Genomic DNA, 13,117 nt, shown 5'->3' with positions numbered 1-13,117 from the left:
ATGCTGGCAGGGAAAATAAAAAGGAGACAGGAAAATGAGATTGAAAAAATTTTTAACATTACTTTTGACAGGCATTATGGCAACAGTTCTATTAACCGCTTGCGGCAGTAGTGGAGACAAGGATAATGAAACAGCTGACAATGATGGAAAGCTTCAAGTCGTTGGCGATTTTACCATTGTGTCTGATATTGCTGAAAAGGTAGGCGGAGACCGCGTGGATGTTTATAATGTGATTCCAAAAGGGAAAGAGCCCCATGGGTGGGACCCGTCCCCTAAAGACACGAAAAGTACGGCCGATGCAGATGTTTTTTTCTACTTTGGATGGAATCTGGAGGGCTTAGATGGTGAAAAAAATAACTGGGTCTATAAGATGCTGTATGCAGCTGATAAAGATAAAGACGACGAAAATGTCTTTGCACTCTCCGATGGAATAGAACAGTTAAAGCTTAGCACAAAGGCCTTTGCAGGAACACCTAACCCTCATGGTTTTAATACACCGAAGAATGGTATTAAAATGGTGGAAAATGCCCGGGATGCCTATATAGAAATTGATCCAGAATATAAGGATGTCTATGAAGAAAATGCGGAAAAGCTATTGAATGAGCTGAGAGACCTTGATCAGCAATATGAAGAAGAAATCGGCAGCATCCCGGAAGATGATCGTATCCTGATGAGCAGTGAAAGATCCTTTCAATATATAGCAGATCAATACGGATTAAAGGAAGGGTTTATCTGGGAGCGTGATGGGGAAAGTGAAGGTACTCCAGAGCAGATTATCAATGCTATCAATTTCGTGGAAGAAAATAAACCGAAAGCTTTGTTTGTTGAGTACACAAGTGATAAGAGACCAATGAATACGGTGTCGGATGAAACTGGAGTTCCTATTGCCGGTTCACTTTACTCAGAAGATTTGGGCGAGGAAGATAGCTATGTTGATTATCTGCGACACAACCTGATGACCATCGTGGACGGACTTAACCCAAATCATAAAGATGATTAGTTTCATCCATTCTAATAAATATTGCCAAATCAAAAACCCGGTATAAATTTCTGTGCCGGGTTTTTGACTTGGTTTATAGGTTCCTCGTCTGCTTTATGTGGAATGAAAATCTAATATATGCGATCTTCATCCGGCTGTTCATCTAAAATATGATGCGCAAACCAATCCAGATTTTGTTTAAGAATAGCACGATGAATTCCCGGCTTGTCCGCCCCATGCAGCATGTCTTTGAAAATGACCAGTTCTGTTTCTACACCGACATCCATCAAGCCGCGGTAGAGTTCATAGGCATTCGGAACAGGAACCCGGGGATCCTTTTCACCATGCTGAATCAAGGTCGGTGTGGAAGCATTATTAATATAAGTCATAGGTGATGTCTTTCGATAGATTTCCTCGTCATTCCATGGCGTATCTCCTAAATAATAGCGTGTAAAATGAGTAATATCCGTATTGACATAATAGGTCATCCAGTTGGAAATACCGGCCCCGACCGAAATAGCCTTAAACCGGTCGCTGTATGTTGCACAAAAGGCAGATATATAGCCGCCCTGGCTCCAGCCCAGAATGCCGACTTTTTCTGAATCTGCTATTTTGCTGTCAACTAAAAAGTCGACTCCGGAAATAATATCTTCATAGTCTCCCAGCCCCAGTTTTCGGAAATTTGCCGAGCGGAAGGCTTCTCCATAGCCTGCGCTGCCCCTGTAATTAGGCTCCAGAACAAGAAACCCTTTCTCTACAAATTGTTCAATTGGCTGATACCTGTTTGTAGTCGGGGTGGCTAATGATATGCCGGTAGGGCCCCCATGAACGGCAAGTACAAGCGGGTAGGTCTTCGATTCATCGTAATCTGCCGGTTTTGATAATATGCCTTCAATTTCCAGTCCATCTTCTGTTTGCCAGGAAATGATTTCTTTTTTACTTTTTGTTTTTCCTTCGTAAAGCTTATATTGTTTGGTCAGCTGGTGATTATCAAGAAATACTTCAGCAGCAGCTTGTGATGTTGCCTTCACATATGCAGTATGTTTGCCATCCGATGTAATAGCCGGGTAAGTAATCACTATGTCAGACGAATCAAAAAGCGGCGTTAATGCACCATCTTCTGTGATAAGTCCGGTAATATAATTGGTCCGTTCCAGCCAGGAAATGTGAATGCCATTTTTAGTCCAGCGAATAGGAAAAACATTTTCATCAATGTCCAGTGCAGGCTGTTTAATCAGTTTTGTTTTTAAATCATAGATTTCCAGCATGACATTTGCGTATATTTTTTTCTGCGTAAGACGAGTATAGCAAATTTTTGATCCGTCATCGGAAAATAGAACAGGTCCTGATTGTAAAGGATGAATATCTAGTTTCTCCCATTCATTTGTTTCCAGATCCAGCAAATGGGTTTCCTGATTTAACAGGTCAATAAATCTGGGAGTAGGTGCAGAGTTAAAAACAATTTTCCGGCTGTCTGGTGAAATATCAAAATAATAAATATACCTCTCCAGTGATTCCGTCAATAGCGTACTTGCCTTATCCTTGCTATCTTCGTCATTTTCAGAGGCAGTTTCCCTTAAATCTTTTGGCAGCTTGCTAAGCTCTTTGGCGTGTTGTTTCCCTTTATCAAGATCCAGAAAGTACAATGCGTTATAATGAAAATCCTGATCCACATAGGTAAATTCGCCATACATTTCACTGCGGTCTCTCAATTTATCCGGTTCAGGGAGCTTTGCAGTGTAAAAGAGGCCTTTTCCGTTTGGAGCCCACTTAAAATGTTCGATACTATGATCGGCTTGAGAAATTTGTATTGCTGCTGTATCTTCTTCAGTTTGGATAAAAATCTGCTTTGTTTTTTTGTCGCCTTCACCAGCTGTGCTGAGAAATGCAAGGGCTTGTCCATCCGGCGACCAGCTGGGATGTGTGCTTTCATTTTCACCTATTGTTAAGGGATAATTTTTATCGGTATGTTTATCATAAATCCAGATATGCTTCGGATATGTATTGTTGTCCCAGTCCGTTGTGCTTTTTACATAAGCCACACGCTGTCCATCCTCGCTGATGGCAACATCCTGAAATGTGGGTAAGGCTATTATTTCTTCTATTGATAAATAATTTGTCTGATGATTGGACATAAATATACTCCTTTCTGATTATCGTTTAATAGATTTCATTTTGAACGGATCATTCTCTGCGAATGAAGTTTGCTGTAAAAGATTTTTGGTGATTTCCCATGAATATACAGATAACTGACCAATTTTGGAAGGGTTTTCAATATATTAATAATAATCCTGTTTTTTTACAATTACAAGTATTTTAAAAATATAGACGGTTATTTTGATTCGAATATTTTATTGTCAGTTCAGTGATGAGAGAATTTTTTGCCGGAAAACCGGACTGCCAGGATATTTACTAACTCAAAATTAATCTCCGACTCATTAGTAAATTTAAATTGCATAAATTTACTAAAATAATCAATTCATTTAATTGAGAATTATTATCACTTGTTGTATAGTAGATAATAACGATAAATAATATAGAGTAAGGAGAATATGTAATGAAAATATACTGGACTAAAATAAATGAGATTATAGAGGAAACGCCAGAGGTTAAAACATATATGCTTGAATGTCCGGAAGATTATACATGGGAAGAGGGTTCACATATTCATCTCGCACTGGAAGGTTTTAATGCAGGAGAGAAACCGAACCGCAGTCTGATTCGCCATATGTCGATTTCCACTTTACCGCATGAAAATTTAATCGGTATCACAACACGTATCAAAGAGCAGTGCTCTGAATTTAAATCGATTTTAAGAAATATGGAAGTCGGCCAGGAAGTTGCTGTATTTAAAACACATACGAATGTACCGCTTAAAAGAGAAGATAAAAATGTATATCTGCTGTCAGCAGGGGTAGGACTGGCAACCTTCAGACCGCTTGTGCTTGATTATTTCGAGCGTGCAGACAATGTCAACCAAATTCATTCTCTGAACGTCGATTCATCAAGAGATTTCCTGTTCACTAATATTTTTGAACCGGCACCTGACAAGAAATTCACATCACAGTTCGTAGATAACCGTAAAGATTATTACGAAGAAGTGAAAAATCTTGCCAAAGATAAGGATGGACTCTTTTACGTTGTCGGCAGTGACGAATTTCTTGTGCAGAATATTGAAGTATTGCGTGAGCAGGGCATCAAACCGGAACAGATTATGCTCGACAAGCATGAAGGTCAGCGGGCTGAATTTTTACCATCTGATGTGTCTATTTAAGCGTAATAATTATTTTCTTGGCCAACACTAAATAAATGATCCATAAATTATAAAAACGCTGCGTTTAGTATAATACTGAATTCAGCGTTTTTTTCTGTAATTAGAAAGAAGATAGACGTTTTCTTTTTCGATAATACACACAGTATCACCATCTAAATCAAATCGATTAATCAATAATCATTCGCAATCCATCATTAAAAAGGTCATCAACTGTCTTTCCTGCTGAAAAATATTCTTCAATGCCTGCTGTCAGTGTAGGATGCTCCTGATTAAATGATTCCATGTGAAGCTCCTGCATCTCCTGTTCAGTGATCCTTGTTTGCTCTTCAATAACATGGCCGAAAGTAAAGCGGGTTGCGGTTAAAACAATCAAACGTGATCGGCGCAGGTCTACACCTGCATTCACCAGAGCTTTCATTGCAGTCTCGGATAAATCAGCCATTGTTAACGAAAGATGTGCTCCTGCAACGACACGTCCTCCATCGGTATACGCGAGCATTGCTTTGCGTAAATGATTAAACATATGAAGCAGCCAATCTTGCCAGGACTCTGCCTTTTCCCGCTCTTTCAGATCATGAAACTCCCTCTGCAGAATAGCTTCAGCCATTTCATTTACCAAAGCATGTTTATTTTTAAAATGCCAGTATAATGCAGGAGCTTGGATATCTAATCTGCTTGCCAGTTTTCTCAGCGTGACTCCTTCAAGCCCGCTTTCATTAAGCAGCTCTAAAGCTTCTGTTATAATTTGTTGTTTTTTTAGTGCCATGATGCGCTCCTTTCTTTAACAGTATATACTCTTGACAGTATATCATAAAAGGAGTATAAGTTTACTTAACACCGTTAAATTTAACGGTGTTAAGTAAACTTATACAGGAGGTTTTATCATGAAAGCAGCCGTATTACACAAATTTGGAGAAACTCCGCGTTATGAAGATTTCGCAGATCCGTCTCCAGGCAAAGATGAAGTTTTAATCCATGTAAAAGCTGTAGCATTTGAAAATGTCGATCAGATGATAGCAAGAGGGGAGCATTTTGCGAGCCGTCAATTTCTTTCCGAATTACCGGCTGTCGTCGGACTCAGAGGTGTGGGCGAGCGTCCCGACGGAAAACTGGTTGGATTTTCAGGTGCAAGATCTCCATATGGTGCTTTGGCTGAAAAAGCAGTTGTCCCAAAAGAATCTACAGTCCTGATTCCTGATGGAGTCAGCGCCGAAGAAGCAGTTGCTCTTCCGCCTGCTGCATTGACTTCACTTTTTCCGCTTAAATGGGGAGTAAAGATGAAACCTGGCGAGACCGTTCTTATAAACGGTGCTACCGGGATTGCAGGTAAGCTTGCTGTTCAAATCGCAAAACTACTTGGTGCAGGCCGTGTCATCGGTACCGGCCGGAACGAAGAATCTTTGCAGCGGATCAAGGAATTGGGTGCAGATACAGTTTTGAATCTTAAACAGTCTGAAGATAGTTTATTTGCATCCTTTCAAAAGGAGGTAGATGAGGGGATAGATATTATTTTGGATTTTTTATGGGGATATCCAACAGAAATACTCATAAAATCGATTGTACCAAAAGAAATAAGCTTAAGTGGACACCGTACTCACCTTATTCAAATAGGGGAAAAGGCAGGATCGGATCTCAAGCTTCCCGCAAGTGCTTTACGGACCTCTGGCCTTGAAATTTCTGGAGGTGCTGCAGGTATAACTCCAGCATTCATACAAGAGGGGACGAATCTGATATGGAAGTGGCTAAAAGAAGATAAACTTCATATGGACATGGAAAGAGTTTTGCTTCAAGATATTGAAAATGTCTGGAACCGTTCGGATTTTCAAGGAAAAAGGATTGTAATTAACCCTTAAGAGTTATATTAATGAGTGAGAAATAAGGAGCAAAAATACGTATTTAATTATACCAAACAGGCATATTTATTTTAGAGGCTAAAAGCATCCTTTTTTACTTTCCATATATTAACACACCTATTTCATCGTATTCATCTTGACTATACGAATATAAGTTCGTATACTTTGATTACAAACATATATTCGCATCAGGGGGGGATACGATGAAAAATATTATGATGATGGATTACTCTAATGAACCGCGCCGGGATATTATGTGCATTGATGTCAAATCTTTTTTTGCAAGCGCAGAAGCTGCTGAACGTAAGCAACACCCTTTAAAAGCACGGATTGCGGTTGTATCAAAACCGGATAATCAGGGCGGTTTAGTTTTAGCCTCATCCCCTCTGATAAAAAAAGAATATGGCGTTAAAACCGGGACCAGGATTTACGAGATCCCGCTTCACGCAAACATAGAAATTGTTGAGCCGCGTATGGCATTGTATTTGGAAAAGAACTTAGAAATATTACGTATTTTTAAACGTTACGTAGCAAAAGAAGATTTACTGGTTTATTCGATCGATGAGTCATTTCTTGATGTGACGAAATCACGTAAGCTTTTCGGCAGCACACATGAGATAGCGGAGAAAATTCAAGCCGATGTATGGAGAGAATTAGGTTTAGTGCTGACAGTGGGGATAGGAGATAATCCTCTTCTAGCAAAACTAGCACTTGATCATCAGGCAAAACATGATGAAAAACGTGGTTTTATTGGGGAGTGGCGTTACGAGGATGTGCCTCATAAAGTATGGAAAATAGAACCATTAGCTGATTTCTGGGGAATCGGGCAGAAAACAGAAGCAAATTTAAATCGGATAGGTATCCGAAATATTTATGATTTGTCACAATACAGTATTGATAAATTAAAGGAAAGATTCGGAGTCATTGGAGAACAGCTTTTTTTCCATGCACATGGGATCGACCGGTCGCTATTATCAGATAGTTACAAACCTAAAAGTACATCATTTAGCAGAAATCAGATATTAAACAGAGACTATCTGATTAAACATGATGTGGAGACGGTTATACGGGAAATGACAGACGAGAATGCAGCAAGATTAAGGAAATACAATCTAATGACCGGTGTAATAAAGCTGTCTATTGGCTATTCCAGAGATGTAGCACAGGGGGGATTTAATCATCAGATGAAGATTGAGGCGACCGATTCCTCAAAAAAATTGAAAGAGTATATGCTGCTTATCTTTCATAAGTATTATAAAGAAAACACACCTGTAAGGACTGTTAACGTTACCTTTGGAAAGTTTCAACCGAAGCAATTGTTGCAGCTGGATTTATTTGAACCGGCAGAAGAAGCGGTAGAAAATGAAGAGCTGGACAGAACGATTGATTTCGTCAGAGAAAAGTATGGTTATACTTCGTTGTTGCATGCTTCCAGCTTACTTGACGGCGGAATGGCGAGATACCGTGCTAAATTGCTTGGCGGTCACCGATCTGGAGAGGAAGAGTGATATGGAGCAGATATCGATAACACGCATCACACCTGAACAACTTGGCTATAAAGACAGAGGTATTATGAAATGGTTAGGGATGATGCTATCAGACCATTCGGAAGCACTGAAAAAAGAAGAAGCGGATGATCAGCTTATAGAAGTAAAAGCAAAAGAAAAGATGGAGGAAGAAGAAATAGCCAGTGTGCTGTATCAAGCTTTTGTCACCGATTCTCCTGTCTGCATTCAAGCAAATATTATTAGAAATGGAAACTACTATAAAGATTTAGAATGTAAGATATCCGGGTATGTTGAGAATCGGATCTATTTATTTCTAAAAGATGGGCGAGTGACCAGCTGTACACTCGAGGAAATAAGAAATGTGGAGATGATGAATCTGCTTGATTGGTACCGGAAAAGAAGATAACAAACAAAACAGAACACACTCATCTTTTGATTTAGCTTTATATCATTGCAGGAGCAGAGGTTTCATATCAACAACTAGAAATGATAACCATTTTTGTTATATTCACCCTAATTAATTTAGCTTATTAGGTACACCAGCCTTTCCTTTTTTGCATATAGTTACATTTACTACTCTTAGAGGAGGTTCAACTGGCCTTTTTGAACATGCATTCTCAGGAAAGAAATGAGGTGAATATAAATGCGTCGCAAACTAGAAAAATTTGTTGATCCGCTTCCAGAAATACGGCTTCTAAAGCCTTATAAAAAAACGAAGGATGGGGCTCATTATGAAATTACGATGAAGCAATTCAGGAAGAAGGTTCATCGGGATTTACCGCCAACGACCTTATGGGGATATAATGGTCAATTTCCGGGACCAATGATTGAAGCAAATCGGGATGAACCCGTTCACGTAACATGGCTGAATCAATTGCCAAATAAACATCTGCTTCCTGTTGATGTATCCATTCATGGACTTGATCAGCTGCCCGCTGTACGCACTGTGGTGCATCTGCATGGTGTTGAGACAAAACCAGACAGCGACGGGCATCCGGAAGCATGGTATACAAATAATTTCCGGGAAACCGGGCCTGCCTTTTCAAGAAAAACATTCACGTATCCAAACCATCAGCGTGGAAGCTTGCTTTGGTATCATGATCATGCGATGGGAATCACACGATTAAATGTATATGCGGGACTTGCAGGAATGTATATTCTGCGTGATAAACAGGAGGAAGCTTTAAACCTGCCGGCGGGGGACTATGAGATTCCACTTATGATTACAGACCGGAGCTTTAACGACGATGGTTCATTATTATATCCATCACAGCCTGATGATGCAGCCGATAATCTGCCAAACCCATCTATTTTGCCTGCCTTCAATGGAGATACGATATTAGTTAATGGAAAGATATGGCCTTACTTGGAGGTTGAACCGAGAAAATACCGTTTCCGGATTTTGAACGGTTCGAATACAAGGTCTTATCGATTACAGCTTGATTCCGAAACATTATTCCAACAAATCGGTTCTGATGGCGGTCTGCTTAGAAGCACAGTCGAAATAGAGGAAATCAGTTTTCAGCCGGCAGAACGAATTGATGTCATTATTGATTTTTCGAAAGCAGCCGGTCAATCCATCACCTTAAAAAATGATTTAGGAGAAGGTGCTGATCCAAATGACGAAACTGGGGAGATCATGCAATTTCGCGTTACGAAACCATTAAAAAATAAAGACAGCAGTCATTTGCCTTCCGCTTTATCTGTTATTCCTTCATTAAAACAAAATGACATTTCTGCCATCCGCTATTTAAAATTAGTCGGTTCTTCTGACGAATTTGACCGCCCGTTATTGCTTTTAAACAATAAACATTGGCATGATCCGGTTACAGAAAATCCGCGTCTTGGATCAACAGAGATGTGGGGTTTCATAAATACAACAAACTTTTCTCATCCGATTCACATGCATCTTGTTCAATTCCAGGTGTTGGAGCATCAGCCATTCGATCTGGACCAATATAATATAGACGGAAAAATAATATTTACAGGACCGCCCAGGCCCCCGGCAGCAAATAACCGCGGCTGGAAAGATACTATCGAGGCGCCGGCAGCTAATATTACCAGAGTAATTGCTAAATTTGCACCATATAGCGGAGAGTTTGTGTGGCACTGCCATATTTTGGAGCATGAGGATTATGATATGATGCGGCCTTATATTGTAGTAGATGAGGATGAATATGACGAGTAGTAATGCTGAATGTATAGAGAAACAAAGGTTTGAATCGCACAAGGTAACGTATATTGTTTATAGCAGGCAGAGAAATAATAAAAAGTATGTATGATCAATTTAATTATGCCGGGCTACGTATATTCAGTATAAAAACTAATAGAAGAGACTAATTAATCGTATTGCAGGAGCCGTTGTTTGTATAGGTCTAATTCTTCTAATTATTAGTGCCTTCATGTTATGGAAAGTAAGAAAGCCAAAAGGCTCTATTGGAGCACTGCTTCGTACGAAAGATAAAACAATTAGTCGTTCCGTCTTAGTGATGATGTTCATTTTAGGAATTTTGATGCCGCTTGTCGGTATTTCTATTATAGCTATGCTTTTAATCGACCGTATTATATTGGCAACGATGAAAATAAAAAGTGATACAAGGTCATAAAACAAAGGGCGCTCAACTTAGAAAGTTGAGCGTCCTTCAAAGTATCTTAACGCTTCAAAAGCTTTTGCTATAAACTTTTAAAAAAGGCATTTAAACAGAATCAAATATAAGGTATAAACGCCTATATAAAAAAACACTGTAGAAGAGAAAGCTTTTATACTTTTTGTATCATTTCAATAAAATTTTGAGCAGCTTTGGACAAGCTATGATCTTTAAGCCAAATTAATCCGACTGATCCATTCAATTCGTTTTTGCTTGATATACGATAAGCATTTATAGGATATCCTCTATATCGTTTCAATAGAGTTTCCGGAACAATAGATGCAGCAAAGTCAGAGGCAACAAGATCCATTAAAAGACTGATGTCAGAACACTCTCCGACCATATTAGGGTGCGTTTTAGATCGGGAAAACGCCTCTAATATCAAGTAGTGTACACCTAAACCCTCTGTGCTTGGAATCAGAAGCGGGTAATGTTTGATTTCATCAAGTGTTACTTCTGTATCAAATGATGTATGTTCCTTAGATGTGATGAAATAAAAAGGATCGTTACAGAGATGAAGTATAGAAAAATCGTTTAAATCCAGTGGCATGCGTATAATTGCCAGCTCTACAATTCGGTCCCTGACTAATTGAAGAAGATAGGCTGATTCATTTTGCTGAATTCTATACGTAATCTTCGGAAATTGTTTTTGAAATTGCTCGAGCGTATCGGGTAACCCGCTAACTGAAAAAGTGTTGACTCCAATTGAGAGTCTTCCGTTTACTCCTTCACCAACTTCCTTCACCTCTGCTTTTGTTTCTTCCATTAATTTAGTTATTTGTAGAGCATTTAAATAGAGAGATTTTCCCGCCTCCGTCACCTCTAAAAATTTACCACTTCTCTCGACTAATATTGAACCGAGCTCCTCTTCCATGGCTTTCAATTGCTGACTTAAGGGGGGCTGGGACATATGAAGTCTTTTAGCGGCGACAGAAATTTTCCCTTCTTCTACAATAGCAATAAAATAACGTAACTGCCTAATATCCACCTTGAACATCCTTTCTGTTGTATATGAAAAAGATAAGTAAATATAATAAAATTAATATTTTTCATATGATTATTCCCATGATAACATATTTATATCGGGGGTGCAGATCAATATGAAGCTGAAAGGAATTTTTATAAGCTTGTTTGTAATTATGCTTGCTGCGTGCAGTACAATTACAGAAACTGATGAAGGTTCTTCTACACAGCCGGAAAAAAAGGAGGAGACAAATTTGGAACAAAAGTTAATTTCTGCAGCAGCAGAAGGAGATACAAAAACTGTTTTAGAATTATTAGAAGATGGAGCAGATATTGATGCGACAGATGATTATGGAGTAACAGCAGTAATGGCTGCTTCGCAAAGAAACGATGCAGATACTGTCAAGACACTCATCGAACAGGGAGCGGACATAAACATCCGCGATAATAACCAAGATAATGTGCTTTTATATGCTGGAGCAGAAGGATTTCTGAAAATCGTAAAACTTGCTGTTGAAAATGGGGCAGATACATCATTAACAAATCGATTTGGTGGTACGGCGCTTATTCCTGCTTCAGAACGAGGGCATGTTGATGTGGTGGAGGAGCTTTTAACTAACTCTGATATAGACGTGGATCATATTAATGATTTACACTGGACGGCACTATTGGAAGCAATAATTTTAGGGAATGGCGGGGAAAACCACCAGAAGATTGTACAACTGTTGGCAGACCATGGTGCTGATGTCAACATTGGTGATAGAGATGGGGTAACCCCTTTAGAACATGCAGAGCGCCTTAATTTCAAAGAAATTGAACGTATTTTGAAAGAATCTGGAGCGTAATGGCCAAATTTGAACGTAATAAAGGAGTGAACAGCACATGATAAAAAAGGAATGGATGAAAAAAGCAATCATATTAGCTAATGAAAATGAACAGAAGCATCAAGGTGCCCCTTTTGGAGCAGTAGTTGTTAAATCAGGAAAAGTAATTGGTACCGGCGTTAACCAAGTATCAGTGATAAATGATCCAACTGCCCATGCAGAAATTCAAGCTATTCGCGAAGCCTGTCAAACCTTAAACACAACGAATCTTAAGGACTGTGAAATTTATACCAGCACAGAGCCATGTCCGATGTGTTTAAGCGCTATTTATTATACGCAAATAGACACCGTATATTTTTCTAATCTCAGTAATCCCAGCCAAGACTATGTATACAATCAGCTTTCTTTGCCGCATGATGAAAGAGACATTCATATGGTCCGTTTAAAAGAGTGATTAAAAATATAGTAGTAATTTAAAAAACATTATGGCTTTTTTCTGTATACAACGGGAAGGCTATTTGTAAACAAAGATGATATTTCTAAATAAATCAAGATAACTTAATTTAAATGAGGTGGATTGGAATGGATTTTATAAAACGAACAATCGAATTAGCGCGTGAAAATGTAGAAGCAGGAGGCCGGCCATTTGCTACGGTCATTGTGCGTGATGGGAAAATTATTGCTGAAAGCCCGAATTTGGTAGCGCAAACGAACGATCCAACTGCTCACGCTGAAATAGTCGCTATTAGAGAGGCATGTAAAAAGCTTCAAACCGAGCATTTAACCGATTGTGATATTTATATTCTTACTACACCTTGTCCAATGTGTTTAGGTGCACTTTATTATTGCAGCCCTAGAAAGGTAATTTATATTACAACCCGTGAGGAGTATGCTCCTTATTATAAAGATGACCGGAAGTATTTTGAACTGGAAACGTTTTATGATGAATATAACAAACCAGTTGAGGAACGCCGATTACCTATGGTCCAGCATTCAGATGAAGATAGTATTAAGGTGTACCAACGATGGAGTGAATTAAATCCGAAGGGAATACTTTAATAAATGATG

The 13,117-nt window shown here is 39.0% G+C and carries 13 protein-coding genes; 10 read left to right on the top strand and 3 right to left on the bottom strand.

Going from position 1 to position 13,117, the window contains the following annotated elements:
* Positions 1-34 precede the first annotated feature (34 nt).
* Positions 35-1,000 (top strand): metal ABC transporter solute-binding protein, Zn/Mn family, encoded by a 966-nt coding sequence (locus IEX29_RS10135; protein ID WP_188734336.1) that lies wholly within the window; start codon positions 35-37, stop codon positions 998-1,000.
* A 110-nt stretch (positions 1,001-1,110) separates the two neighbouring features.
* Here the strand turns inward: IEX29_RS10135 and IEX29_RS10130 are convergent, their stop codons facing one another.
* Positions 1,111-3,114, bottom strand: a complete 2,004-nt coding sequence (locus IEX29_RS10130) for a S9 family peptidase (RefSeq protein ID WP_188734335.1) — start codon at positions 3,112-3,114, stop codon at positions 1,111-1,113.
* A gap of 422 nt (positions 3,115-3,536) precedes the next feature.
* Between IEX29_RS10130 and IEX29_RS10125 the strand changes: the two genes are divergently transcribed.
* A complete protein-coding gene (locus IEX29_RS10125; protein ID WP_188734334.1) occupies positions 3,537-4,253 on the top strand; it encodes a dihydropteridine reductase in 717 nt (238 codons plus the stop codon).
* 166 nt (positions 4,254-4,419) lie between these two features.
* On the opposite strand, the gene IEX29_RS10120 is transcribed toward IEX29_RS10125, so the two are convergent.
* Positions 4,420-5,019 (bottom strand): TetR/AcrR family transcriptional regulator C-terminal domain-containing protein, encoded by a 600-nt coding sequence (locus tag IEX29_RS10120; RefSeq protein WP_188734333.1) that lies wholly within the window; start codon positions 5,017-5,019, stop codon positions 4,420-4,422.
* A 118-nt stretch (positions 5,020-5,137) separates the two neighbouring features.
* Here IEX29_RS10120 and IEX29_RS10115 point away from each other — a divergent pair, with 118 nt between their 5' ends.
* The 5 genes from IEX29_RS10115 (at position 5,138) to IEX29_RS10095 (ending at position 10,220) form a co-directional block, all read left to right on the top strand.
* A complete protein-coding gene (locus IEX29_RS10115) occupies positions 5,138-6,106 on the top strand; it encodes a quinone oxidoreductase family protein (protein ID WP_188734332.1) in 969 nt (322 codons plus the stop codon).
* Positions 6,107-6,309: 203 nt separating this feature from the next.
* Complete coding sequence (locus tag IEX29_RS10110; RefSeq protein ID WP_229720161.1) at positions 6,310-7,614, top strand: Y-family DNA polymerase; 1,305 nt, start codon at positions 6,310-6,312, stop codon at positions 7,612-7,614.
* A gap of 1 nt (position 7,615) precedes the next feature.
* Positions 7,616-8,020 (top strand): hypothetical protein, encoded by a 405-nt coding sequence (locus IEX29_RS10105; protein ID WP_188734331.1) that lies wholly within the window; start codon positions 7,616-7,618, stop codon positions 8,018-8,020.
* A 237-nt stretch (positions 8,021-8,257) separates the two neighbouring features.
* The gene (locus IEX29_RS10100; protein WP_188734330.1) at positions 8,258-9,802 is read left to right on the top strand and encodes a multicopper oxidase family protein; all 1,545 of its coding nucleotides are present in this window, start codon (positions 8,258-8,260) and stop codon (positions 9,800-9,802) included.
* 214 nt (positions 9,803-10,016) lie between these two features.
* On the top strand, positions 10,017-10,220 hold the full coding sequence (locus tag IEX29_RS10095) for a hypothetical protein (protein ID WP_188734329.1): 204 nt from the start codon (positions 10,017-10,019) through the stop codon (positions 10,218-10,220).
* 154 nt (positions 10,221-10,374) lie between these two features.
* Here IEX29_RS10095 and IEX29_RS10090 read toward each other — a convergent pair whose 3' ends face one another.
* Positions 10,375-11,250, bottom strand: a complete 876-nt coding sequence (locus tag IEX29_RS10090; RefSeq protein ID WP_188734328.1) for a LysR family transcriptional regulator — start codon at positions 11,248-11,250, stop codon at positions 10,375-10,377.
* Positions 11,251-11,479: 229 nt separating this feature from the next.
* Between IEX29_RS10090 and IEX29_RS10085 the strand changes: the two genes are divergently transcribed.
* From IEX29_RS10085 to IEX29_RS10075, 3 genes are all read left to right on the top strand, one after another.
* A complete protein-coding gene (locus IEX29_RS10085; RefSeq protein ID WP_188734440.1) occupies positions 11,480-12,070 on the top strand; it encodes an ankyrin repeat domain-containing protein in 591 nt (196 codons plus the stop codon).
* 37 nt (positions 12,071-12,107) lie between these two features.
* On the top strand, positions 12,108-12,503 hold the full coding sequence (locus IEX29_RS10080) for a nucleoside deaminase (RefSeq protein WP_188734327.1): 396 nt from the start codon (positions 12,108-12,110) through the stop codon (positions 12,501-12,503).
* A 128-nt stretch (positions 12,504-12,631) separates the two neighbouring features.
* Entirely contained in the window at positions 12,632-13,108 is a 477-nt protein-coding gene (locus IEX29_RS10075; RefSeq protein WP_188734326.1) for a nucleoside deaminase, read from the top strand.
* Positions 13,109-13,117 lie beyond the last annotated feature (9 nt).

It is taken from the genome of Oceanobacillus neutriphilus (assembly GCF_014645515.1).
Taxonomy (GTDB): Bacteria; Bacillota; Bacilli; order Bacillales; family Amphibacillaceae; genus Oceanobacillus; species Oceanobacillus neutriphilus.
This window is presented reverse-complemented; position numbering and strand designations above follow the sequence as displayed.

Coding starts and splice junctions, on each gene's coding strand:
- IEX29_RS10105 (WP_188734331.1), top strand. CDS start 7,616: ATGGAGCAGATATCGATAACACGCATCACACCTGAACAACTTGGCTAT.
- IEX29_RS10120 (WP_188734333.1), bottom strand. CDS start 5,019: ATGGCACTAAAAAAACAACAAATTATAACAGAAGCTTTAGAGCTGCTT.
- IEX29_RS10135 (WP_188734336.1), top strand. CDS start 35: ATGAGATTGAAAAAATTTTTAACATTACTTTTGACAGGCATTATGGCA.
- IEX29_RS10125 (WP_188734334.1), top strand. CDS start 3,537: ATGAAAATATACTGGACTAAAATAAATGAGATTATAGAGGAAACGCCA.
- IEX29_RS10115 (WP_188734332.1), top strand. CDS start 5,138: ATGAAAGCAGCCGTATTACACAAATTTGGAGAAACTCCGCGTTATGAA.
- IEX29_RS10130 (WP_188734335.1), bottom strand. CDS start 3,114: ATGTCCAATCATCAGACAAATTATTTATCAATAGAAGAAATAATAGCC.
- IEX29_RS10075 (WP_188734326.1), top strand. CDS start 12,632: ATGGATTTTATAAAACGAACAATCGAATTAGCGCGTGAAAATGTAGAA.
- IEX29_RS10095 (WP_188734329.1), top strand. CDS start 10,017: ATGTTATGGAAAGTAAGAAAGCCAAAAGGCTCTATTGGAGCACTGCTT.
- IEX29_RS10080 (WP_188734327.1), top strand. CDS start 12,108: ATGATAAAAAAGGAATGGATGAAAAAAGCAATCATATTAGCTAATGAA.
- IEX29_RS10110 (WP_229720161.1), top strand. CDS start 6,310: ATGAAAAATATTATGATGATGGATTACTCTAATGAACCGCGCCGGGAT.
- IEX29_RS10100 (WP_188734330.1), top strand. CDS start 8,258: ATGCGTCGCAAACTAGAAAAATTTGTTGATCCGCTTCCAGAAATACGG.